The organism is Pantoea sp. SGAir0184, assembly GCF_043544755.1.
In genome coordinates, this window is sequence record NZ_CP028050.1 from 1,856,924 (window position 1) to 1,877,756 (window position 20,833).

General features: G+C 56.5%; 21 protein-coding genes. 9 read left to right on the top strand and 12 right to left on the bottom strand.

What is annotated here, in order from left to right:
- Positions 1-380 precede the first annotated feature (380 nt).
- Complete coding sequence (ychF, locus tag C1N60_RS08575; protein WP_021509931.1) at positions 381-1,472, bottom strand: redox-regulated ATPase YchF; 1,092 nt, start codon at positions 1,470-1,472, stop codon at positions 381-383.
- 107 nt (positions 1,473-1,579) lie between these two features.
- A complete protein-coding gene (pth, locus tag C1N60_RS08580; RefSeq protein WP_394521654.1) occupies positions 1,580-2,167 on the bottom strand; it encodes an aminoacyl-tRNA hydrolase in 588 nt (195 codons plus the stop codon).
- A 261-nt stretch (positions 2,168-2,428) separates the two neighbouring features.
- On the opposite strand from pth, the gene ychH reads away from it, so the two are divergent.
- Positions 2,429-2,707 carry a stress-induced protein YchH gene (ychH, locus tag C1N60_RS08585; protein WP_021509933.1) on the top strand — a complete coding sequence of 93 codons (279 nt, stop codon included), beginning with the start codon at positions 2,429-2,431 and terminating at the stop codon, positions 2,705-2,707.
- On the opposite strand, the gene C1N60_RS08590 is transcribed toward ychH, so the two are convergent.
- The 4 genes from C1N60_RS08590 to lolB form a co-directional block, all read right to left on the bottom strand.
- Positions 2,704-3,873 carry a GGDEF domain-containing protein gene (locus C1N60_RS08590; RefSeq protein WP_058771205.1) on the bottom strand — a complete coding sequence of 390 codons (1,170 nt, stop codon included), beginning with the start codon at positions 3,871-3,873 and terminating at the stop codon, positions 2,704-2,706. The genes ychH and C1N60_RS08590 overlap by 4 nt on opposite strands.
- 225 nt (positions 3,874-4,098) lie before the next feature.
- Positions 4,099-5,046, bottom strand: coding sequence for a ribose-phosphate diphosphokinase (prs, locus tag C1N60_RS08595; RefSeq protein WP_006118899.1), 948 nt, complete (start codon positions 5,044-5,046; stop codon positions 4,099-4,101).
- 137 nt (positions 5,047-5,183) lie between these two features.
- Complete coding sequence (gene ispE / locus C1N60_RS08600; RefSeq protein ID WP_394521655.1) at positions 5,184-6,041, bottom strand: 4-(cytidine 5'-diphospho)-2-C-methyl-D-erythritol kinase; 858 nt, start codon at positions 6,039-6,041, stop codon at positions 5,184-5,186.
- Positions 6,038-6,664 carry a lipoprotein insertase outer membrane protein LolB gene (gene lolB, locus C1N60_RS08605; protein ID WP_394521745.1) on the bottom strand — a complete coding sequence of 209 codons (627 nt, stop codon included), beginning with the start codon at positions 6,662-6,664 and terminating at the stop codon, positions 6,038-6,040. Before lolB ends, ispE begins: the two co-directional genes overlap by 4 nt.
- Before the next feature lie 216 nt (positions 6,665-6,880).
- Here lolB and hemA point away from each other — a divergent pair, with 216 nt between their 5' ends.
- Genes hemA through kdsA form a run of 6 tightly spaced genes read left to right on the top strand, consistent with a single transcriptional unit; the run spans position 6,881 to position 12,187 of the window.
- Positions 6,881-8,137, top strand: a complete 1,257-nt coding sequence (hemA, locus tag C1N60_RS08610; RefSeq protein WP_021509939.1) for a glutamyl-tRNA reductase — start codon at positions 6,881-6,883, stop codon at positions 8,135-8,137.
- Between the two features lie 41 nt (positions 8,138-8,178).
- Positions 8,179-9,261: a peptide chain release factor 1 gene (gene prfA, locus C1N60_RS08615; protein WP_021509940.1), complete on the top strand. Its 1,083-nt coding sequence runs from the start codon at positions 8,179-8,181 to the stop codon at positions 9,259-9,261.
- A complete protein-coding gene (gene prmC, locus C1N60_RS08620; protein ID WP_394521656.1) occupies positions 9,261-10,091 on the top strand; it encodes a peptide chain release factor N(5)-glutamine methyltransferase in 831 nt (276 codons plus the stop codon). The genes prfA and prmC overlap by 1 nt, the downstream gene beginning before the upstream one ends.
- 9 nt (positions 10,092-10,100) lie before the next feature.
- Positions 10,101-10,499, top strand: coding sequence for a SirB2 family protein (locus tag C1N60_RS08625; RefSeq protein ID WP_058757490.1), 399 nt, complete (start codon positions 10,101-10,103; stop codon positions 10,497-10,499).
- The gene (gene sirB1 / locus C1N60_RS08630; protein WP_021509943.1) at positions 10,496-11,305 is read left to right on the top strand and encodes an invasion regulator SirB1; all 810 of its coding nucleotides are present in this window, start codon (positions 10,496-10,498) and stop codon (positions 11,303-11,305) included. Before C1N60_RS08625 ends, sirB1 begins: the two co-directional genes overlap by 4 nt.
- A gap of 27 nt (positions 11,306-11,332) precedes the next feature.
- Positions 11,333-12,187 (top strand): 3-deoxy-8-phosphooctulonate synthase, encoded by an 855-nt coding sequence (gene kdsA / locus C1N60_RS08635; protein WP_021509944.1) that lies wholly within the window; start codon positions 11,333-11,335, stop codon positions 12,185-12,187.
- 299 nt (positions 12,188-12,486) lie between these two features.
- Here kdsA and C1N60_RS08640 read toward each other — a convergent pair whose 3' ends face one another.
- The gene (locus C1N60_RS08640; protein ID WP_233209847.1) at positions 12,487-12,861 is read right to left on the bottom strand and encodes a hypothetical protein; all 375 of its coding nucleotides are present in this window, start codon (positions 12,859-12,861) and stop codon (positions 12,487-12,489) included.
- 996 nt (positions 12,862-13,857) lie between these two features.
- Positions 13,858-14,949 carry a sodium-potassium/proton antiporter ChaA gene (chaA, locus tag C1N60_RS08645; RefSeq protein WP_021508693.1) on the bottom strand — a complete coding sequence of 364 codons (1,092 nt, stop codon included), beginning with the start codon at positions 14,947-14,949 and terminating at the stop codon, positions 13,858-13,860.
- A 369-nt stretch (positions 14,950-15,318) separates the two neighbouring features.
- On the opposite strand from chaA, the gene chaB reads away from it, so the two are divergent.
- Positions 15,319-15,549, top strand: a complete 231-nt coding sequence (chaB, locus tag C1N60_RS08650) for a putative cation transport regulator ChaB (protein ID WP_021313035.1) — start codon at positions 15,319-15,321, stop codon at positions 15,547-15,549.
- 238 nt (positions 15,550-15,787) lie between these two features.
- Positions 15,788-16,459 (top strand): gamma-glutamylcyclotransferase, encoded by a 672-nt coding sequence (locus C1N60_RS08655; protein ID WP_215800911.1) that lies wholly within the window; start codon positions 15,788-15,790, stop codon positions 16,457-16,459.
- A gap of 2 nt (positions 16,460-16,461) precedes the next feature.
- Here C1N60_RS08655 and C1N60_RS08660 read toward each other — a convergent pair whose 3' ends face one another.
- The 4 genes from C1N60_RS08660 to tagH form a co-directional block, all read right to left on the bottom strand.
- Complete coding sequence (locus C1N60_RS08660) at positions 16,462-17,877, bottom strand: serine/threonine protein kinase (protein WP_394521657.1); 1,416 nt, start codon at positions 17,875-17,877, stop codon at positions 16,462-16,464.
- Positions 17,878-17,943: 66 nt separating this feature from the next.
- Positions 17,944-18,894 carry a hypothetical protein gene (locus C1N60_RS08665; RefSeq protein ID WP_394521658.1) on the bottom strand — a complete coding sequence of 317 codons (951 nt, stop codon included), beginning with the start codon at positions 18,892-18,894 and terminating at the stop codon, positions 17,944-17,946.
- 14 nt (positions 18,895-18,908) lie between these two features.
- Complete coding sequence (locus C1N60_RS08670; RefSeq protein WP_394521659.1) at positions 18,909-19,685, bottom strand: PP2C family protein-serine/threonine phosphatase; 777 nt, start codon at positions 19,683-19,685, stop codon at positions 18,909-18,911.
- Positions 19,682-20,812, bottom strand: coding sequence for a type VI secretion system-associated FHA domain protein TagH (gene tagH, locus C1N60_RS08675; protein WP_260640167.1), 1,131 nt, complete (start codon positions 20,810-20,812; stop codon positions 19,682-19,684). The genes C1N60_RS08670 and tagH overlap by 4 nt, the downstream gene beginning before the upstream one ends.
- Between the last annotated feature and the right edge of the window lie 21 nt (positions 20,813-20,833).

The following is a 20,833-nucleotide window of genomic DNA, read 5'->3' on the forward strand; positions in this document are numbered from 1 at the left end:
TGACAAACGAAGCGTAAGTATATTTAGGTCCATCAGGTTTATCAGCCAATCCTGCCTCGAAACCTTTCGTTCATCAGGATAAGTTAAATTGCTGTATATCCAGGGAGTACCGTTGGTTGCAGCCAGGCTGTACCTCAATAGCATCAGCCCGGTTGCCCGTTTCGATCAAACAGGTAATGTGGTTCGGTAAGGGGAGCTATAAGTAGCGCTGCAGCCGAGATTTTGACCAGCCGCCGTAAAGAGTGCGATGTGACTGGCGCTGGCAATTTATCCCCGCCCGTAAAAAGCATGTAATAAAAAATCCACGCAATTGCGTGGATTTTATAGTTATTGCGCTCTCTATGAGGCTCGGTGAAACCTCATGAGACGGCACATTTTATTTAAACGTTAAACAGGAAGTTCATCACATCGCCATCTTTCACGATGTACTCTTTACCTTCTGAACGCATTTTGCCGGCTTCTTTCGCGCCCTGTTCACCTTTGTATGTGATGAAATCTTCGAAGGCGATGGTCTGAGCGCGGATAAAGCCTTTTTCGAAGTCGGTGTGGATTTTACCGGCTGCCTGCGGTGCGGTCGCGCCAACCGGGATGGTCCAGGCACGCACTTCTTTCACGCCTGCGGTGAAGTAAGTCTGCAGGTTGAGCAGGGCGTAACCAGCGCGGATCACGCGGTTGAGGCCCGGCTCTTCCAGGCCCAGCTCGGCCATGAATTCGTCGCGCTCTTCATCTTCCAGCTCGGCGATGTCCGATTCCACGGCCGCACAGACCGGCACCACCACTGAGCCTTCGGCTTCAGCAATCGCGCGCACCTGGTCGAGATACGGGTTGTTCTCGAAACCGTCTTCATTGACGTTGGCGATGTACATGGTCGGCTTCAGCGTCAGGAAGCTGAGATAGCGGATCGCCGCTTTCTCATCGGCGTCCAGCGCCAGCGAGCGCAGCATACCGGCGTTTTCCAGATGCGGCAGGCACTTCTCCAGCGCGGCCAGTTCCGCCTTAGCATCTTTGTCGCCGCCTTTGGCTTTCTTCTGGCAGCGCTGAATGGCACGTTCGCAGGTGTCGAGATCCGACAGCGCCAGCTCGGTGTTGATGACATCAATATCTTCCGCCGGGTTTACTTTACCGGAGACGTGAATGATGTTGTCGTTTTCAAAGCAGCGCACTACGTGGCCGATGGCTTCAGTTTCGCGGATGTTGGTCAGGAACTGGTTGCCCAGGCCTTCACCTTTGGACGCGCCTTTTACCAGACCGGCGATGTCCACGAACTCCATGGTGGTTGGCACCACGCGCTGTGGCTTAACAATTTCGCTCAGCTGATCGAGGCGCAGGTCAGGCATCGGCACCACGCCGGTGTTGGGTTCGATGGTGCAGAACGGAAAGTTGGCTGCTTCGATACCCGCTTTGGTCAGCGCGTTGAACAGGGTGGATTTACCGACGTTCGGCAGGCCCACAATACCGCATTTAAATCCCATGATCTTACCTTTCTCACTGAGTGTGCAGCGCTGGCAGACAGCGCCGACTGATTCAAAAATTTTCGCGCATTATACACAGAATTCCCTGCGGCGGCGCGGGAATTGGCTTAGCTGGCTTTGAAGGCGTGCAGGCGGTTCATCGCCTTAATCTTATCTTCTTTTAGCCACAGTTCGGTGCAGCGCACCGCTTCATCGACCGCCTCGTCAATCAGCTTCTGCTCGCTGGCCGGTGCCTTGCCGAGCACAAATCCGGTGACCTTGTTACGATCGCCCGGATGGCCGATACCGACGCGCAGGCGATGAAAATTGTTGTTATTACCGAGCTTGCTGATGATGTCTTTCAGGCCGTTATGACCGCCATGGCCGCCGCCCTGTTTGAATTTCGCCACGCCTGGCGGCAGGTCCATTTCATCGTGTGCCACCAGAATCTCTTCCGGCGTAATGCGATAGAACGTTGCCATCGCCGCCACCGCTTTGCCGCTCAGGTTCATAAAGGTGGTGGGCACCAGCAGGCGCACATCCTCGCCGGCCGGCGACAGGCGCGCGGTGTAGCCGAAAAATTTCGGCTCCTCTTTGAGGGACTGATTATGGCGCGAGCAAAGTAAATCCACATACCAGGCGCCAGCGTTATGGCGCGTTGCCGCGTATTCAGCGCCGGGATTGGCCAGCCCCACAATCAGTTTAATGCTGCTCACGATGTTTATCCTGTCTCGCTGCGAAAGGGCGATAGTTTACTGCCTGCCGGCTGGGATGACAAAGGGCGTAATGACAGATTAATGACCAAAGGTGACTAATCAATTTCTATCGAAATCAAGGTGCTGGCGGTAAAGTTTTGTCAGACATTGTGAAGGATGTGTGATCCTGTACGCATCTTAACCGCCAGCCATTGCCTAAACTTATGGCCAGTTAACCAAACGTGCTGTTTTCTGCGTTGCTGAAAAGGATGGAGGTGAATCATGAAACGTCAACACTGCCGCACCGTCGGTAATGGTTTGATGTGTCTCGGCTTGTTAACCATGGTGCTCGGGGTGGGTTATTCCATCATTAACCAGCTACCGTCGGTCAACCTGCCGCAGTTCCTCGCGCATGGAGCGATGTTCAGTATTTTTGTGGGTGCGCTACTGTGGCTGGTCGGCGCACGCGTCAGCGGACGGGAGAGGGTGGAAGACCGCTATTACTGGCTGCGTCACTACGGTGACAAACGCTGCCGTCGCGATCACCACTCAACGCACTAACCGGCTTCCGCCATTGCCGCCTGCGGCGTCTGATAACCTTCGACGCGGTTACGTCCGGCGGCTTTAGCGCGATACAAGGCTTCATCAGCCAGCGCCAGCAGGGCGGGAAACGCCTGATGCCGCTGGCTGGCAGTGGCAAAGCCAATGCTCACCGTATAGCCGATGTCGTTGGGTAGCGACAGCTGTGTCGCCAGCCGGATACGCTCACATATGCGCTGCGCCTGCTCACTGTCGCCAGGAAGCAACGCGGCAAACTCCTCACCGCCCAGCCGGGCAAACTGACCTTCAACCGGCATTAACGCTTTTACCACCTGACAAAAATCCACCAGCACCCGATCCCCCTGCTGATGGCCATAGCGATCGTTGATGCTTTTGAAATGATCGAGGTCGAATAGCACAGCACTGTAAATATAAGGCTGCGGCAAACGTGCGTGGCGCAGCAGCAGTTTTTCTGCGGCTTCAAATAGCGCGCGCCGGTTCCAGACGCCGGTAAGCGGATCGTGTAGCGACGCCAGCTTATGGGCAATCTGCGTGCGCTCATTGACCATCGCCAGAATGGTGAAGGTCAGGCCGATGACGAAGAGGATCGACTCCAGGATCACATAAACCGAAAAGCCGGAACCGCCAATGGCACCCGGTACGGGGGTGGCTACCGCATCGTCAAGGAAAATGCGCGCCATATGGAACAGTAAGTGGATCCACAGCAGTATCTGCGCGGGCCAGAAAGTGACGGTCAGCGTGGCGCGCGCCTGCCACAGCAGACGAATCAGCGCGGCGGTAAAGATGATGCACAGCAGGCACATGACCAGCACGCGTTTCGGCTGGCCGTGATAGAACTGCGGAAAGGCACAAAGCAGGGCCCACAGTAGCGCACCAGTGATCCAGCAAAAACCAAGCGGAAGGCGGCAAAAAGTACGAAAGGCGTTGAGCAGGGTGCCGTAAGCCAGCAGCATGATGACATTCCCGACCGCCACCGGCAAAAAGTGCAAACCGGCGCTGCGCAGGCTGCTGAGCAGCACGGCGGCAAGCGTCAGTATTAGCGTCAGCGTGGTAAAACCCAGCACCCGGTCGTACTGCGCCCCGACCCAGGCAAAAATCAAAATAATGCTCAGAAACCCCAGCACGTAGAGCTCGCAAATAAACAACGTATAAATGTCGAGTGGCATGGTGGTCGGAGTTCTCAGCAAAAGTGTGGTGAAAAATATCACTAATCACTGGACCGCTAAAGCCCGGATGCGCTTGTCTGATAAAAAGAGTGGAAGGCGGGGAGATTGGCGGATTTTGAGGCCATTTATCGCGCAAATAGTGGCAGCGGAAGCGGCTTTATCGGGATATTACTCCGCGCTCAGGCAATAAAAAACCGGGCAGGGCGCCCGGTTTTTCGCGAACAATTAATGTTCGAACATCGCCGAAATCGATTCTTCGTTGCTGATACGACGAATGGCTTCGGCCAGCATGCCAGACAGCGTCAGTGTACGCACATTTGGCAGCGACTTCATCTCTTCCGACAGCGGAATAGTGTCGCAAACAATCACCTGATCAATCACTGATTTGCGCAGATTTTCCACCGCGTTGCCAGAGAAGATTGGGTGGGTGGCGTAAGCGAACACGCGTTTCGCGCCGCGCTCTTTCAGTGCTTCAGCCGCTTTGCACAGCGTACCGCCGGTGTCGATCATATCGTCGACCAGTACGCAGTCACGACCGGCAACGTCACCGATGATGTGCATCACCTGCGACACGTTCGCACGCGGGCGACGTTTGTCGATGATGGCCATGTCGGTGTCGTTGAGCAGTTTGGCGATAGCGCGAGCGCGCACTACGCCACCGATGTCCGGCGAAACCACAATCGGGTTTTCCAGACCAATCTGCAGCATATCTTCCAGCAGAATCGGGCTACCGAACACGTTATCCACCGGGACATCAAAGAAGCCCTGGATCTGTTCAGCGTGCAGGTCAACCGTCAGTACACGGTCCACGCCGACGCTGGAGAGGAAATCAGCCACAACTTTGGCGGTAATTGGCACGCGGGCAGAACGCACGCGGCGGTCCTGACGGGCATAGCCAAAGTAAGGGATTACAGCAGTAATACGACCAGCAGAAGCCCGACGCAGTGCGTCGACCATCACAACCAGCTCCATCAAGTTATCATTGGTGGGGGCACAGGTGGACTGGATGATGAAAATATCACCACCGCGTACATTTTCATTAATCTGTACACTTACTTCGCCATCGCTGAAACGGCCGACAGCGGCGTCTCCGAGGCTGGTGTAAAGGCGGTTGGCAATACGTTGTGCTAGTTCCGGGGTGGCGTTACCAGCAAATAGCTTCATATCAGGCACGAGAAGAACCTCAGGCTTGGCGTCCAGAGAATGAACCGCTCAAAAATAACCGGCGAATACATTTGAGCCTGTTCATACGGGTGTGTTAATGCGTCACGTGCAGTGTCTGGAACAGGGTGACACTGTCACGTTTACGCTTAGAGCCCGGAAAGGGTGCGCTGTAACGGCGAGAGATTAAGCCCACGCGCCACAAATCCGCACATCCATTTCGGGGCAAGCTCCAGCACCTGACGAGCAGCGGACTCGGTGTCAAATTCAGCAAACACGCAAGCGCCGGTCCCTGTCAGGCGCGACGGCGCGTATTCTAGCAGCCAGGAAAGCAGCGCATCAACCTCACGAAAACGTTTTCTTGCTACCGCTTCACAATCATTGTGAAAAGGACGCTGCAACAGTTCATCTAATGTGCGTATTGGTGAATCGCGCGTCAGTTCAGGATCGCGAAACAGATCCGGGGTGGCGATGCTGACGCCAGGATGGGCCACCAGATACCATTTTTCCGCCGGAAACGCGGGCTGCAATTGCTCGCCGACCCCTTCGGCAAACGCCGCGTGGCCGCGCACGAATACCGGCACATCAGCACCGAGACGCACGCCAAGCGTAGCCAGCTCATCCACGCTGAGCTGGGTGCGCCACAGATGGTTCAGCGCCACCAGCACCGTCGCCGCATCAGACGAACCACCGCCCAGACCACCGCCCATCGGCAGGCGCTTCTGCAGCGCGATCCGGGCTCCGGCCTGCGGCGGCAGGGTGCCTTTGTCCGCCGCTGCGGCACGCAGCACCAGCGCCGCCCGCACGATCAGGTTGTCTTCATCGGCCACGCCGTCGAGCGGCGTCAGCAGGGTGATACTGCCGCTGTTATCCGGGGTAATCTCCAGGGTGTCGCCAACATCGAGAAACTGAAACAGCGTCTGCAAATTGTGGTAGCCGTCTGCACGACGGCCGGTAATGTAGAGAAACAGGTTGAGCTTTGCCGGCGCGGGCCAGGTGGTGATCATTGTGTGGTCCAGCTATCCATGCGCAGTTTGATGCGCTGACCGCCTTCGGTCAGTTCGAGGTTGGCCGGCAGCGGCGGGTTCACCTTGCTGTCGTAATCGCTGATAGTCACCTTCCACTGCTGGCCGTTGCGGCTGTAGGTCAGGCTTTGCAGTTGATAATTATTGTTCAGCTGATAGTCGCTGGCGTCGCCTGGCAGCCCCATCATCCACTGACGCAGGTTCGCCAGCGGAATATCCATGCCGGTGAGCTGGGAAATCATCTTCTCCGCGTCGTTGCTGACGTAGCGTTTGCCTTTGTTATCGACAATCTGCACCACCGAACCCTGCGCGTCGAGCTGCAGTTCCGTGCTGCCGAGCGGGTTAGTCAGCAGCAGACGGTAACGGTCTGCGGCAGTTTGCTGCCAGTTAAAACGGGCATAAACCTTCTGCTTATCCGACAGATAGGCAAAAGCGCCGCGCGTCTGGTACTGGGTAATTTTCGCTACCGCCTGCTGATGTTGCTGCCACTGCGGCGATGTCGTGCTGGGACCGGGACCTTGCTGGGGGTTGTTGATGCTACAGGCAGCCAGCAACACGCTGGCAAGGGGCAAAAGGCGCAACAGCTGGCGCGGGGGCAAATGCATCACGTGGTCGTCTCCTCAGACACGTTTTTACGTCGTAACCGGTAACGCTAACCATCCGTCTCTGTGCCGTCAATGGCGATGTCAGGATAATTGCGCACGATCAGTTTAATCTTATTACAGTCATAGGCTTTGTATGGCTTTTCTTGATCTGTTGCATCTTGTAGAATGCGCAGCACAAAACCTGACAATTATTGGGACTTCCCAACCCGAATCACCATGACGCTGCTTGCTCTCGGAATCAACCACAAAACCGCACCTGTTGCGCTGCGCGAACGTGTTTCGTTCACGCCAGACACGCTGGACCAGGCGCTGAACAGCTTGCTGTCTCAGCCGATGGTGCAGAGCGGGGTGGTGCTTTCTACCTGTAACCGGACGGAACTCTACCTCAGCGTAGAGCAGCAGACCGATCTGCAGGAGCAACTGGTGCGCTGGTTGTGCGAGTATCACGATTTACGTGAAGAGGACGTGCGCAACAGCCTGTACTGGCATCAGGACAACGCGGCGGTCAGCCACCTGATGCGCGTGGCCAGCGGGCTCGACTCGCTGGTGCTGGGCGAGCCACAGATTCTCGGTCAGGTCAAAAAAGCCCATGCTGACTCCTCGCGCGACCATGCGCTGAGCAGCGAGCTGGAACGCATGTTCCAGAAAACCTTCTCGGTGGCCAAGCGCGTGCGCACCGAAACCGAAATCGGCGCCAGCGCGGTGTCGGTCGCCTTTGCTGCCTGCTCCTTAGCCCGTCAGATTTTCGAATCACTCAGCAGCGTTAACGTGCTGCTGGTCGGTGCCGGTGAAACCATCGAACTGGTGGCGCGTCACCTGCGCGAACACAGCGTGCGCAAACTGATGATCGCCAACCGCACGCGCGAACGCGCACAGCTGCTGGCGGACGAAGTCGGCGCCGAAGTGATTGGCCTTGCCGATATCGAAACCCGCCTGGCCGATGCCGATATCATTATCTCCTCCACCGCCAGTCCGCTGCCGATTATCGGCAAAGGCATGGTGGAACGGGCGCTGAAGGCGCGCCGCAATCAGCCTATGCTGCTGGTCGATATCGCCGTGCCGCGCGATGTTGAGCCGGAAGTGGGCAAGCTGGCTAACGCCTACCTGTACAGCGTGGATGATCTGCAGGCGATCATCGAGCAGAACATGGCGCAGCGCAAAGCGGCGGCGGTGCAGGCGGAAAGCATTGTGGTGCAGGAGAGCGGTGAATTCATGGCCTGGCTGCGCGCGCAAAGCGCCGGTGAGACCATCCGCGAATACCGCGCGCAGGCCGACGACGTGCGCGCCGAGCTGCAGGATCGCGCGCTGGCGGCGTTGCGTCAGGGTGCTGATGCCGAAAAAGTCTTGCAGGAGCTGGCACACAAGCTCACCAACCGTTTAATTCATGCACCAACCAAATCACTGCAGCAGGCCGCGCGCGACGGCGACAGCGAACGCCTGCAGATCTTACGTGACAGCCTCGGTTTAGAGTAATCTGGTCTGTCACGACCTATCACTGGGATACCCTCTATTAGATGAAGAGCTCGATTGTTGCCAAGCTGGAAGCGCTGCAGGAACGCCATGAAGAAGTTGAAGCGTTACTGGGCGATGCCGGCGTGATTGGCGATCAGGACCGTTTCCGCGCGTTATCACGTGAATATGCCCAGCTGAGCGACGTCACCCGTTGTTTCCGCGAATGGCAGCAGGTGCAGGAAGATGTCGAAACGGCTGAAATGCTGCTCGACGATGCGGAAATGCGCGACATGGCGCAGGAAGAGTTGAAACTATCGCGCGAAAAGCGCGAGGTGCTGGAACAGCAGCTTCAGGTGCTGCTGCTGCCGAAAGATCCCGACGATGAACGTCCGTGTTTTATCGAAGTGCGTGCCGGTACCGGTGGCGACGAAGCGGCGATTTTCGCCGGCGATCTGTTCCGCATGTACAGTCGCTATGCCGAAGCGCGTCGCTGGCAGGTGGAGATCATGAGCGCCAACGATGGCGAGCATGGCGGCTACAAAGAAGTCATTGCGCGTATCACCGGTGATGGCGCCTATGGCCGCATGAAGTTTGAATCCGGCGGCCATCGCGTGCAGCGCGTGCCGGAAACCGAATCGCAGGGGCGCATTCACACCTCCGCCTGTACCGTGGCGGTGATGCCGGAGCTGCCGGAAGCCGAACTGCCGGACATCAATCCGGGCGATCTGAAAATTGATACCTTCCGCTCTTCCGGCGCGGGCGGTCAGCACGTTAACACCACCGATTCGGCGATCCGTATCACCCACCTGCCAACCGGCATCGTGGTGGAGTGCCAGGATGAGCGTTCGCAGCACAAAAACAAAGCCAAAGCGCTGGCGGTGCTGGGCGCACGTATTCATGCGGCGGAAATGGCAAAGCGCCAGGCGGCGGAAGCCTCGACGCGGCGTAACCTGCTAGGCAGCGGCGACCGTTCCGACCGTATTCGTACCTATAACTTTCCGCAGGGGCGCGTCACCGATCACCGCATCAACCTGACGCTCTACCGCCTCGACGAAACCATGGAAGGCAAGCTGGATACGCTGATCGAGCCGATTGTGCAGGAGTATCAGGCTGACCAGCTGGCCGCACTGGCCGGGCAGGAGTGATGAACGTCCGGCGCTGGCTGCAGCAGGCGCAGGCTGCGTTGTGCGGAGGCGATAGCCCGAAGCGCGATGCGGAGATTCTGCTGGGTTTTGTCACCGGCAAGTCGCGCAGTTGGTTGATAGCGTTTGATGACAGCCCGCTCGATGATGCGCAACTGGCACAGCTGGAGACGTTACTGGCACGCCGCGTGCGCGGTGAGCCGATTGCGCATCTGGTGGGCGAACGCGAGTTCTGGTCGCTGCCGCTGCGCGTCAGTGATGCCACGCTGATTCCGCGTCCGGATACCGAAGTGCTGGTGGAGCAGGCGCTGCTGCGGCTGCCCGCGACGCCCTCCGCGGTGCTCGATCTCGGTACCGGCACCGGCGCCATTGCGCTGGCGCTGGCCAGCGAGCGGTCCGATTGTCAGATTACCGGCTGCGACCGCATCGCCGCCGCGGTTGCGCTGGCGCAGGACAACGCCCAGCGACTGCACCTCACCAACGCCGGATTTGTGCTCAGCCACTGGTTCGACGATTTGCCCGCCCAACGTTTCGATCTGATTGTCAGCAATCCGCCTTACATTGATGCCGCCGATGAACATCTGCAGCAGGGCGACGTGCGTTTTGAGCCGCTCAGCGCGCTGGTGGCGGAGGAGGCCGGGCTGGCCGATTTACGATTAATCATTGAACGCGCGCCGCACTGGTTGCAGCCGCAGGGTTGGCTGCTGCTGGAACACGGCTGGCAGCAGGGCGAGGCTGTACGCGCGCTGCTGACCCATCACGGTTTCCTGGCGGTCACCACCGTTGAGGATTACGGCGGCAATCCGCGCGTCACGCTTGGACAACTTACTTAAGGAAGCACTATGGCCAGCTGGTATCCGCTGATTAAAAATTTCCATCTGCTGACAGTCGCGATCACCATCACGCTGTTTCTGCTGCGTTTTTACTGGCTGACCACCGGATCTGCCCTGCTGCAGCGCCGCTGGGTGCGCATTGCGCCGCACATCAACGATACATTCCTGCTGCTCAGCGGTGCACTGCTGGTGCTGATTACCCACTTTTATCCGTTTACCCCACAAGGAAGCTGGCTGACGGAGAAGCTGTTAGCGGTTATCATCTACATCGCCTTAGGTTCCGTGGCATTGAGTCGTCGCCCGCGCAGCATGGCGACCCGCTGGGTCGCCTGTTTAGTCGCCGTGGTCGCATTGTTGCTGGTGATTAAACTGGCGATGACCAAAATGCCGTTATTGGGGATAGTATGACCTCGCCAGTGCAACTTGATTACAGTGAAACACCGTTAAGTGAAGCGGTGATCGGCGCGACCTGCGCCATACGCAATGATTTTTCCGCGCCTTCCGTCCAGCAGCAGCTGGCTGACCTGGTTGAAGAGGCGCGGCGCTATGTCAGTAGCGAACAGGATGCGGATCTGCAGCTGGAGAAGCTGCTCGATCTGTTTTACCAGCAGTGGGGCTTTGGCGGTGCCAGTGGCGTCTACAATCTGTCAGACGCGCTGTGGATCGATAAAGTGCTGAAGAGCCGGCAGGGGACGGCGGTATCACTCGGCGTGATTCTGCTGCACATTGCGGATGAGCTAGAGCTGCCGCTGATGCCGGTGATTTTCCCGACGCAGCTGATCCTGCGTGCCGACTGGCTCGACGGTGAAATGTGGCTGATCAATCCGTTTAACGGTGAGACGCTCGACACCCATACGCTGGAAGTGTGGCTGAAGGGCAACATCAGCCCGACGGCAAAGCTCTACTCTGACGACCTCGACGAAGCGAAAACCGTCAGCGTGATGCGCAAAATGCTCGACACGCTGAAAGCGGCGCTGATGGATGAGAAGCAGATGGAGCTGGCGCTCAATGTCAGCCAGGTGCTGCTGCAAATCGACCCGGACGATCCCTATGAGATTCGCGACCGCGGTTTGATTTACGCCCAGCTGGAGTGCGAGCATATCGCACTGACCGATTTGACCTATTTCGTTGAACAGTGTCCTGAAGACCCGGTCAGCGAGATGATTAAAGTGCAGATCCACGCAATTGAACAGAAACAGGTGACGCTGCACTAAGCGTCCCCCGACATTTAAGGAAAGGGCATGACACAGAAAGTAGTGAGTATTGGCGATATCAAGGTCGCAAACGATCTGCCATTTGTTCTCTTCGGCGGCATGAACGTGCTGGAATCCCAGGATCTCGCCATGCGCATCTGCGAACATTACGTGAAGGTAACCGACAAGCTCGGTATTCCGTATGTGTTCAAAGCCTCTTTTGACAAAGCCAACCGCTCTTCCATCAAGTCTTACCGTGGTCCTGGCCTCGACGAAGGCATGAAAATTTTCCAGGCGCTGAAGCAGGCGTTCGGCGTGAAAATTATCACTGACGTGCACGAAAGCTGGCAGGCGCAGCCGGTTGCCGACGTGGTGGATGTGATTCAGTTGCCAGCCTTCCTGGCGCGTCAGACCGATCTGGTGGAAGCGATGGCGAAAACCGGTGCCGTGATCAACGTGAAGAAGCCACAGTTCGTCAGCCCGGGCCAGATGGGCAATATCGTCGATAAGTTTGCCGAAGGCGGCAACGACAAGGTGATTCTGTGCGACCGCGGCAGTAACTTCGGGTATGACAACCTGGTGGTTGATATGCTCGGTTTCAACGTGATGAAGAAAGTCACTAACAACAGCCCGGTGATTTTTGACGTTACCCATGCGCTGCAGACGCGCGATCCGTTTGGCGCGGCCTCTGGCGGTCGTCGTGCGCAGGTTGCCGAACTGGCGCGTGCGGGCATGGCGGTAGGCATCGCCGGTCTGTTCATCGAAGCGCACCCGGAACCGAACAGCGCCAAATGCGACGGCCCGTCCGCGCTGCCGCTCGATAAGCTGGAACCGTTCCTGGCGCAGATGAAAGCGATTGACGATCTGGTCAAAAGCTTCCCGGAGCTGGATACCAGTAACTGATTTGTCATAGCAACAGCAAAGGCACCCGCGGGTGCCTTTGTAATAGAATGGTAAATTCTGTCGCAGGCGCTTAACAACGAAGGGATTACATAAAGTATCAACTGAAATTGACCGTCAAAACCATCTAAAATATTTCACGTAGATAGCACCCATGGCAATGACCCAGAGTAGAGTCAATAACAGCCCATAATGAGGGAAAAGCGCTGTCAAAAGTATTCCACCTGCTACTGCCGCAATCACCGGTATTAGTGAAAAAAAAGACTGACTTAACCATGCATAGAACCAAGAAAAGATTCGTTTCATTTTGTCAGTAACCGTTCTACTAATGCCAATATTTGCTCATCATTTGTTGAGCCGGATTTGTTTAAGTAAATAATTTTAGACATTTCAGGTTCTATGAGATAATAAAGCATTTCTAATTTCTGTTGATACAGATCGAAATAATACTCCGGATCCGCAAATTTCAAATGCTGAGCTGCTGTTGCAGCGATTTGTATTTTCCCATAAAATTTTAAAACTGTGACACTATAAAGCGATGTCCGGTCAATCACATCAACCAGCGAGCTCTTAAAAACTTTAGATTCGGTAACTATGCGCGCGATAAGAAATGAAATGGTGAGTTTTGAAGCTTTACCGCTTGTATAATTAGCCGCCTTTTCAGCAAGTTGGCGCACCAGATTTTGAACATTATGTTCACTGAGACGCGCAAGTTTTTTCTAAAGTAGATTTCAACCATATCAAGGATGACATCATGTCGTGAAAAAACCTGTGGCAGAGCTGAAAACATACGAACATCTTCACTTCTCAGTCGTTTACATACATCTTTGTAATCATCAAAAACGCAGGAACTATACCAGCTAGCTCTTTCAATTCCCGAGGCAACCGTAGTACTGACGGTTCGCGTTTCTTCACGCAGTTGCACCAGTGCTTTTTCAAAATTGAGTGCAATTGTACGATCAGCCTGAAGCTTCAATTTCAGATACGACATGGTTAATCATCCCTTACTGTAAAAATCCTTAATAAACGATTATATACTCATCACATCTTGTTGCAAGGAGCATGCATGGAAATGAAACGGATACTATTACTAATTGTCTTAACATTAGGCTACGCAATTGTTATTCCTGAGATCATGTTCAGGTTCCTTTCCGAATCATCGTATATGCTGTCAGGTAAATTAGTGAACCCTTTTCATGTTTTTTTATCGACCATTGATGCGTTGATTATCGCAACTATTTTATTATCTGCTTTTCTCTCATGGTTGACATTAAAGCTGATAGCGTCCATCGCTAAGCGGTAAGGTTTTAATGTACAAGCAGCATTTTGATACGGTGTCGGGGCTGAAAATAATGTAAGTCAATTGACGTATGGATTGTTTACAGGCAATCATAAACAATGACTGGCAGCCAGAGTAAATGCAGTGAACATTTTAACTTCTTCGGGTAAACAGAATATTAGCAATAAACTATTCGATTTAAGGCTTAATTTTTAGCAAATAGCTGGCAGGGCCAGATGTGCTAACGGCTGTTATTAAGCCGTAAAGATATCTTTATCCAGGTGCGCATAAATGCGCACCCTACATTGTACGGTCGCCGCTCATGGCGACCGATTCACCTGATGCGCACCCTGCGCTGTAGGGTCGCCATTTATGGCGACCACTTCATTTCACGTTACAGCATAATCGTCAGCAGATAGCCGGCAAACAGGGCCAGATGCGCTGCGCCGTTGAGCACGTTGGTGCGGCCAGTGGAGAACGAGATGTGACACAGAATCAGCACCGCGCTCATCACCACCATGTGCGGCGGCTCAAGGCCGAAAATCAATTGCTGACCGGTCAGGGTGGCGATAATGGTCACCGTTGGCACCGTCAATGAAATGGTGGCCAGCACCGAACCGAAAAACAGGTTCATCGCGCGCTGCACCTGATTCATCAGCACCGCCTTGATTGCGCCCAGACCTTCCGGCGACAGAATCAGCAGCGCGACGAGGAAACCGGTAAACTGCTCCGGCGCGTTCATTTCAGTCAGCAGCATTTCAAGCGAGTTGGCGTTCATCTTGGTCACGCTGATCACCGCAATCAGATGCACAATCAGCCACGCGGTGTGCCACAGCGAGCTGTGCGCGGAAGGTTTGCCGTGGTGCGGGTCGCCATCATCGCTCTCGTCTTCATGCTCGTAAACAAACAGGCTCTGGTGGGTTTTGGTCTGAATCAGCAGGAACACGCCGTACATCGCCGCAGAGATCGCCGCAATGATCAGTGCCTGCGCGGTGGTGAAATTGCCGCCGGGCAGGGCATTGGGAAACACCAGCACCAGAATCGCCAGCGGGAAAATGGCGATCATGTACTGCTTCACGCCGGCCAGGTTAACGTACTGGGTGGCAAATTTACGCCCGCCAAGTAGCAGGGCACAGCCCACCAGTCCGGCGGTAACAATCATGATGATGGAGTAGAGCGTATCGCGCATCAGCGCGGGCGCTGCATCGCCGGTCGCCATCAGCGCCGAAATCAGGCTCACTTCCAGAATTACCACTGACAGGCTGAGGATCAGCGAGCCGTAAGGTTCACCTAACCGGTGCGCCAGAACGTCGGCGTGACGTACTACGCTGAAGGCGCTGCTTAAAATCGCTACCAGCGCCAGCAGATTGATGCCGATTACCGGCAGAAGCGCTGTCTGGCCGCCAAAAAAGCTCAGCACCGCCAGCGCCAGAATCGGGAAAATCAGCGAATACTCGCTGTGTCGGGTCTTCTCATGTCCAGCCATGCGCCATCCTCTTCGGCAAAAAGAACAAAAACAGGCAATTGCTGCCTGATAAATATAGTGACTCATCTGACGAAGCGCAGTGTAACTTTTCACCACTGCTCACGCAGATTTTTTACGCGTTTTTACTTTTTGTCATTTTTATCTGAATGAAGCAAAATTCGCATTAATCAGCGAATTAACCCTTTTCATCAGCAGGTTAATAGTGCGTGTTTCTCATCTATCCTGCGTGAAAGGAGGAAGAACAGAACTGAATCATCTGGCCTTATCCCCACTAACCGCCTTTTTTGCTGGCAGAACTATGAAATAGCAGGTTTGCGTTTTTGCCGTTCTCTTCCAGACTTATACAGGGAACCTGAAACAGGAGGAACTATGCCTTATTCATCGAACCGGGAACTGCCGGACAGCGTGCGCCACGTGCTGCCGGGCCATGCGCAAACCATCTACCAAAAGGCGTTTAACAGCGCCTGGGATCAGTATAAAGATGAAGACGATCGTCGCGGTGATGAATCGCGTGAGCAGGTGGCACACAAAGTCGCCTGGGCGGCGGTCAAAAAAGAGTACGCCAAAGGCGAGGACGACAAGTGGCATCCTAAACACTAGCTCCCGCGCGGGCCACTGCGGCCCGCTTCACACTTCTCCGCGCTTCGTTCAAGAATCCTGCCAGGCAGCCGATGCTATTTACAGATAATTTCCCCTTTGTGATCGGGGTCAATCTTGAAACGTTTATGGCAAATGCATTACTGTCTTGTCTTAAGTCGACGCCATGGGCGCCGCCTGTAAAATCGCAGATTCAGGGAGCTATAACGACAGGAAGGTCAGCGCAGTAGAGGAGATCGCAGTGTTAACCCGGGAATTCTTACTAAAAGCGGATTGCAAAACTTCATTTGGTGATATTGACGAAGCGCTGCTGTGGAGCTGTGAGAAGCGCGCCGCGTCGCTCTGCGCCACGCTTGCCTGTCGTCCCGATCAAAGCCCGGTGTGGATCTTCGGCTACGGTTCCCTGATGTGGAACCCGGTCTTTGAAGCGGAAGAGGTGGCGACCGGACGGCTTGAGGGCTGGCATCGTGCTTTTTGCCTGCGGCTGACCGCCGGACGCGGCACCGTTGCCACACCGGGACGGATGCTGGCGCTGAAAGAGGGCGGTTCTACCAGCGGTCTGGCGTTTCGCCTGCCGGAAGCGCGCCTGCATGAAGAGCTTGAGCTGCTGTGGAAACGGGAAATGATCACCGGCTGCTATCTGCCCACCTGGTGTGAACTGACGCTGGAGGATGGCCGCACGGTTACGGCGCTGGTGTTTATCATGGATCCGCGTCATCCGCTGTATGAAGCCGACTCCTGCCGCAGCACCATTGCTCCGCTGATCGCTCAGGCCAGCGGTCCGCTTGGCAGCAACGCGCAGTATCTGTTTTCGCTGGAACAGGAGCTGGGCAAACGCGGCATGCAGGAAGAAGCGTTAACGCGCCTTGCGGCCGAAGTGCGCGCGCTGCAGCAGAGCGCCGCGCGCGGCTAACCTCAATTACCCGGATTAATCAGCCAGGTGCCCGGCTGATTAATCGTCAGCATCTGGCTGCGCACCTGGCTGCCGTGATGCACTTCAATACGATAGCTGCCTGCCGCCAGATTCAGCGAGGCGAAACCGCTGCTGGCGGGTTTCACATCCTTCGCTTCGCCGTTCAGCACGATATTTTCCCCTGCCTGCAACTGCAGGTAAACCGTCGCCATGGTTGGTGCGCTGCTGGCGGGCGCGCTGCCCGCTGATGGGGTCGCCGCCGGGGCGCTGCTCGCCGCCACCGGCGGTGCGTCGCTCGGGCGATTAGCTTTCCACACTACGACCACCACGGCAAGCAACGCCACGGCAGCGGCGGCGAGCAGGGCAGGCGACAAACGGCGCACATTGCGCGGCGTTACCGGTTCAATCGCGGCGGCGGCATGATTAACCGCCATTACCTGCGGTTCCGGCACGGCCGCTACCGGCTCCGGCACGGGCTGGCTCTCCGCGGTCACCGGGAAGGTCGTCACCAGCGCTTCGACATCGCTCACCGGCAGATCGATCAGCCGGGCAAAAGCATCAATACTCTGTGGCCGGTCTTCCGGCTTCATCGCCAGCGCGCAGTCGATCGCGTGCAGCAGCGGCAGCGAATACCCCTCAGGCTTGCGCTCCACCAGCGGCTGGTAGTTATCTTCAATGCAGCGCACCACGCTGACCGGCGGCGCGTGGCCGGTGATCAGCGTATGCAGCACCGCGCCCAACGCGTAGATATCGGTCCACGGTCCCTGTTCGACTTCTCCCTCTTCGCTGTACTGCTCAATCGGCGCGAAGCCCGGCTTGAGCATGATCTCGGTTTCATCCGACAGGTTGCCAATCTCTTTGCGCGCCGAGCCAAAGTCGAGCAGCACCGGCAGCTGATTTTCCTGAATCTGAATGTTATCGAGCGAAATATCACGATGCAGGTAACCGGCGGTGTGAATGGTGTTGATGGCACCAAACAGCGGCGGTAACAGACGGCGAATCCACGCTTCGTCAATGCTGTCCGGGCTGGTGAGCTGCCACTCTTTCAGCGTCATGCCGCTGTAGTAGAGCGTGCCCATGTAAGCCGTGCCGTTTTCTTCCCAGAAGCGCAGGACGTGCAGCAGACCGGGATGATTGAAGCGCGCCAGCAGCCGTGCCTCCTGAATAAAGCTGTTGCGTCCGGCATTAAACAGTTTCTGGAAGCGCTCGCCGCGCAGTTCCAGCGCCAGATCCGTACCGCGTACCGCCAGCGACACCGGCATGTACTCTTTAATGGCGATGGTGCGTTCCAGCTGATGATCCCAGGCGCGATAGACAATGCCAAAGCCGCCGCCGCCGATCACTTCCTTGATTTCAAACTCGTTAAACCGGTAGCCCGCAGGCAGGGCATTGGGGGTATGATTTTCGTTTGCCGACATAGTGAGCTCTCTGAACACGTCCTGTAGCGCCCCGTCACGCCGGTGACGGCGGGCAACAACCGCTAATTAATTAATGTTACGCCAGGCACCAATTGCCGGATCGGCCAGATCGGCGTGCAGGGTGTCAATCAGTAACACAGTCACTTTTTGCTGTGGCATAAACTGCGGCGACCAGATGCCGCGTAAGCTATCAATCCGCGATTTCACCGCTTCGCTATCCGTGCCGGTGTTTTTATCCATTTTAATCAGCAGCGTGCCGCTGAAGCGCCAGAGGTGCTGCTGAGCATCAAACGGCAGCACCAGCCAGCTATCGCTGGCATCGGGCCGCGTGACAATCATGCGCTGTTTGTTCACCGCTACCACCTCCAGCGGCGTGCGGGTCAGCGTAAGATCGGCGATGGGATAACCCTGCAGGAAGGTTACCGTCTGGCTGCGCGTTTTGCCGTCACTCAGCAGCGTCATTGCCGCCGGACCTTCCAGCCAGCCCTCGGTTGAGCAATGCTGCTGCGGGTTCTCAGGGATAAACAGCGAACCGCCGTTTTCATCCCACCAGGTACGGAAATGGCAGCCGCCGGGCAGGGCGAAGTGCTGCAGCGGCGTGCTGTCGGCCGGACGCGATAAATCCAGCGGCGCCGCGGTATTGGCGCTGGCGCTGGCGGTCGCGTCGTTAAGGATGATCGGCCGCCAGTTCTGCAGTTTTGCTGCGCTGCCGTTAGCCAGCACGCTGCCCTCTTTGCTGGTCATCTGCCAGGGGATCTCATCCAGCAGGCCGCACTGGTTCGCCAGCAGCGTACCGACGCGCGGCAGGAAGCTGGTAAGAATGCTGGTGTCGCTGCTTTTGCCGGACACGATGCGCAGCGGCAGCGTCTCTTTACACCAGTCGTCGGGCGCATTACTGGCAACGTTATCGATATAGACTTCCAGCGACAGGCTGGGCGAGTAGACCACCCGGTAATCTTCCGCCTGAGCATTCAGGGCCAGTAACAGGGCGGCAACGCCCGGCAACCACAGTTTCATAATGATCCTTGCAATCAATAACGTGACGGCAGAAAACGTGCCGCATCAGCCTGGGAATAAAGCAGCGTCGCGTCCTGCGGTTCGCCAATCCAGATTGCCAGAGCGCTGAGATTGTCGCTTTTAACACTGCGGTTTACGGCCTGTTCCATCAATGCCAGCCACTCTTCGCAGGCGTTCACCATGCGCAGTGCCTGTTCCATTTCGTCGGTGGTGAGGTTGAGCCAGAAGCCGTCGGTACAGACCAGAAATGCGTCACCATCGGTCAGCTCAATCACCTCGCTGAAGGTGGCCGGTCGGGCCGGCTCAATACCCAGCGCATTATAAAGTAAATTACTGTTAATGCCGGTATTTTCATAGCCGGCTTCGCGCAGCTGCTGCGCCAGACTGTGGTCACGCGTCACCTGATGCAGCACCCCGTGGCGGAAGTGATAAACCCGGCTATCACCGGCGTGCGCCCACCATGCGCGCTGCGTTGTGCGGTCAATAAACAGGGCGGCAAGGGTGGTGCTCATGCGTGAAAAATTCGGATTGTTCCCCTGGGCGCTGACCAGCGTTTGCTGACACTTCTCAATCGCCGCGCGCGTACTCTCCGGCGTGAACGTGTCGCCTTGCTGCAGCTGCGTCAGCAGGGTATCGCGCACCAGCTGGGCGGCATAATCGCCGCCGGGCAGACCGGCCACGCCGTCGCACACCAGAAAACAGGCTTTCTGTTCATCGACTTCGGCACCGGTGCGATCCTGGTTTTCGTCACGCATACCCTGCTGGCAGCGGCTGGCAAACTTCATCTTCATGCGTCTTCGGTCCGCGTCTGGGAATCTTTGTACTGATTCACTTCCATGTCGTAGGCATGCAGAAAGGCTTCACCAAACAGGGTGTGGAAGTCATCTTCAATCTCGCCCGCGGTGCGCTGATAGTGACGGAGAAAATAGTCCCACAGCGCCGCTTTGCGTCCGCCGCTGAACGGCATCTTAGGCAGCACGCCGTCTTTGCGCGCTTCCTCTTCCAGACGCTGCGGATTAAACGACTGCAGCATCGCGGCAATGATGGCGCGAATGCCGGCAATCATTCCCAGCTGATGCGCCTGTAAATCCACCAGCGCATCGCGCACCGCTGCTTCCGGCGGCATAAAGCCAGGCATCTGGCTCTGGTACATCTGCATCAGCACGGTTTTGCCGGAAGGCAGAATTTTAAACGGGTTATTGGCTTCGTTAAGGATCATCGTCATGTCGGCTTTCACGCCGCGCTTGAGGATGGAGCGCGAAGAGAGCAGGGCAACCGTACCCTGCGAAAACAGGCTGAGCATGCGGCCAGTGACGCGCATCTGCTCTTCGGTGATCGGCGTCTGGTGACCATTATTCAGGCCCATGCCTTCCAGCAGCGCGGCGATCAGTTTGTCCTGATCGGCGCCTGCCAGCACGGCTGGCATCACGGGCGCATCGCTTTGCGGATCGATCGCCAGGCGCGCGTCCGGGCGGCGTTCGTGACGCGGACTGTCGCTCTGTGACAGCACTTCCGGTTCCGGCACGCTTTCGTCCTGCTGCATACCCAGCGGATCGGCGGCGCTGTCAGCAAAAAACGCCAGCGGATCATCCTGCGGTGCGTTCTGACACGCCGGGTCGCGCACTTCCAGGCCATATTCGCCAATCTGCAGCGTATCGCCATGGCGCAGCCGCACCTGCGAGCCGCGCTGCAGCGCCACGCCGTTCAGCACCACCGAAGTGACGCTGCCCTGATTGGTCAGGCGGCACTCGCCGTCTGGCGACAGGTGCACCAGCGCCTGCAGGCGCGAGATGGCGCGTGATTCATCGGGCAGCACCAGGTCGTTATCCTGGCTGCGGCCGATGGTCCCGCCGGGCGGGCTAAACGCGACGGTTTTGGCGGGCACATCCGTATTGCACTGCACAATGGTAAATTGCATGAGTCATCCCGTTAACAAGGC

Coding starts and splice junctions, on each gene's coding strand:
- ychF (WP_021509931.1), bottom strand. CDS start 1,472: ATGGGATTTAAATGCGGTATTGTGGGCCTGCCGAACGTCGGTAAATCC.
- ychH (WP_021509933.1), top strand. CDS start 2,429: ATGAAACGTCAACACTGCCGCACCGTCGGTAATGGTTTGATGTGTCTC.
- C1N60_RS08590 (WP_058771205.1), bottom strand. CDS start 3,873: ATGCCACTCGACATTTATACGTTGTTTATTTGCGAGCTCTACGTGCTG.
- ispE (WP_394521655.1), bottom strand. CDS start 6,041: ATGATCACCACCTGGCCCGCGCCGGCAAAGCTCAACCTGTTTCTCTAC.
- lolB (WP_394521745.1), bottom strand. CDS start 6,664: ATGCATTTGCCCCCGCGCCAGCTGTTGCGCCTTTTGCCCCTTGCCAGC.
- hemA (WP_021509939.1), top strand. CDS start 6,881: ATGACGCTGCTTGCTCTCGGAATCAACCACAAAACCGCACCTGTTGCG.
- prfA (WP_021509940.1), top strand. CDS start 8,179: ATGAAGAGCTCGATTGTTGCCAAGCTGGAAGCGCTGCAGGAACGCCAT.
- prmC (WP_394521656.1), top strand. CDS start 9,261: ATGAACGTCCGGCGCTGGCTGCAGCAGGCGCAGGCTGCGTTGTGCGGA.
- C1N60_RS08625 (WP_058757490.1), top strand. CDS start 10,101: ATGGCCAGCTGGTATCCGCTGATTAAAAATTTCCATCTGCTGACAGTC.
- sirB1 (WP_021509943.1), top strand. CDS start 10,496: ATGACCTCGCCAGTGCAACTTGATTACAGTGAAACACCGTTAAGTGAA.
- kdsA (WP_021509944.1), top strand. CDS start 11,333: ATGACACAGAAAGTAGTGAGTATTGGCGATATCAAGGTCGCAAACGAT.
- chaA (WP_021508693.1), bottom strand. CDS start 14,949: ATGGCTGGACATGAGAAGACCCGACACAGCGAGTATTCGCTGATTTTC.
- chaB (WP_021313035.1), top strand. CDS start 15,319: ATGCCTTATTCATCGAACCGGGAACTGCCGGACAGCGTGCGCCACGTG.
- C1N60_RS08660 (WP_394521657.1), bottom strand. CDS start 17,877: ATGTCGGCAAACGAAAATCATACCCCCAATGCCCTGCCTGCGGGCTAC.
- C1N60_RS08665 (WP_394521658.1), bottom strand. CDS start 18,894: ATGAAACTGTGGTTGCCGGGCGTTGCCGCCCTGTTACTGGCCCTGAAT.
- C1N60_RS08670 (WP_394521659.1), bottom strand. CDS start 19,685: ATGAAGATGAAGTTTGCCAGCCGCTGCCAGCAGGGTATGCGTGACGAA.
- tagH (WP_260640167.1), bottom strand. CDS start 20,812: ATGCAATTTACCATTGTGCAGTGCAATACGGATGTGCCCGCCAAAACC.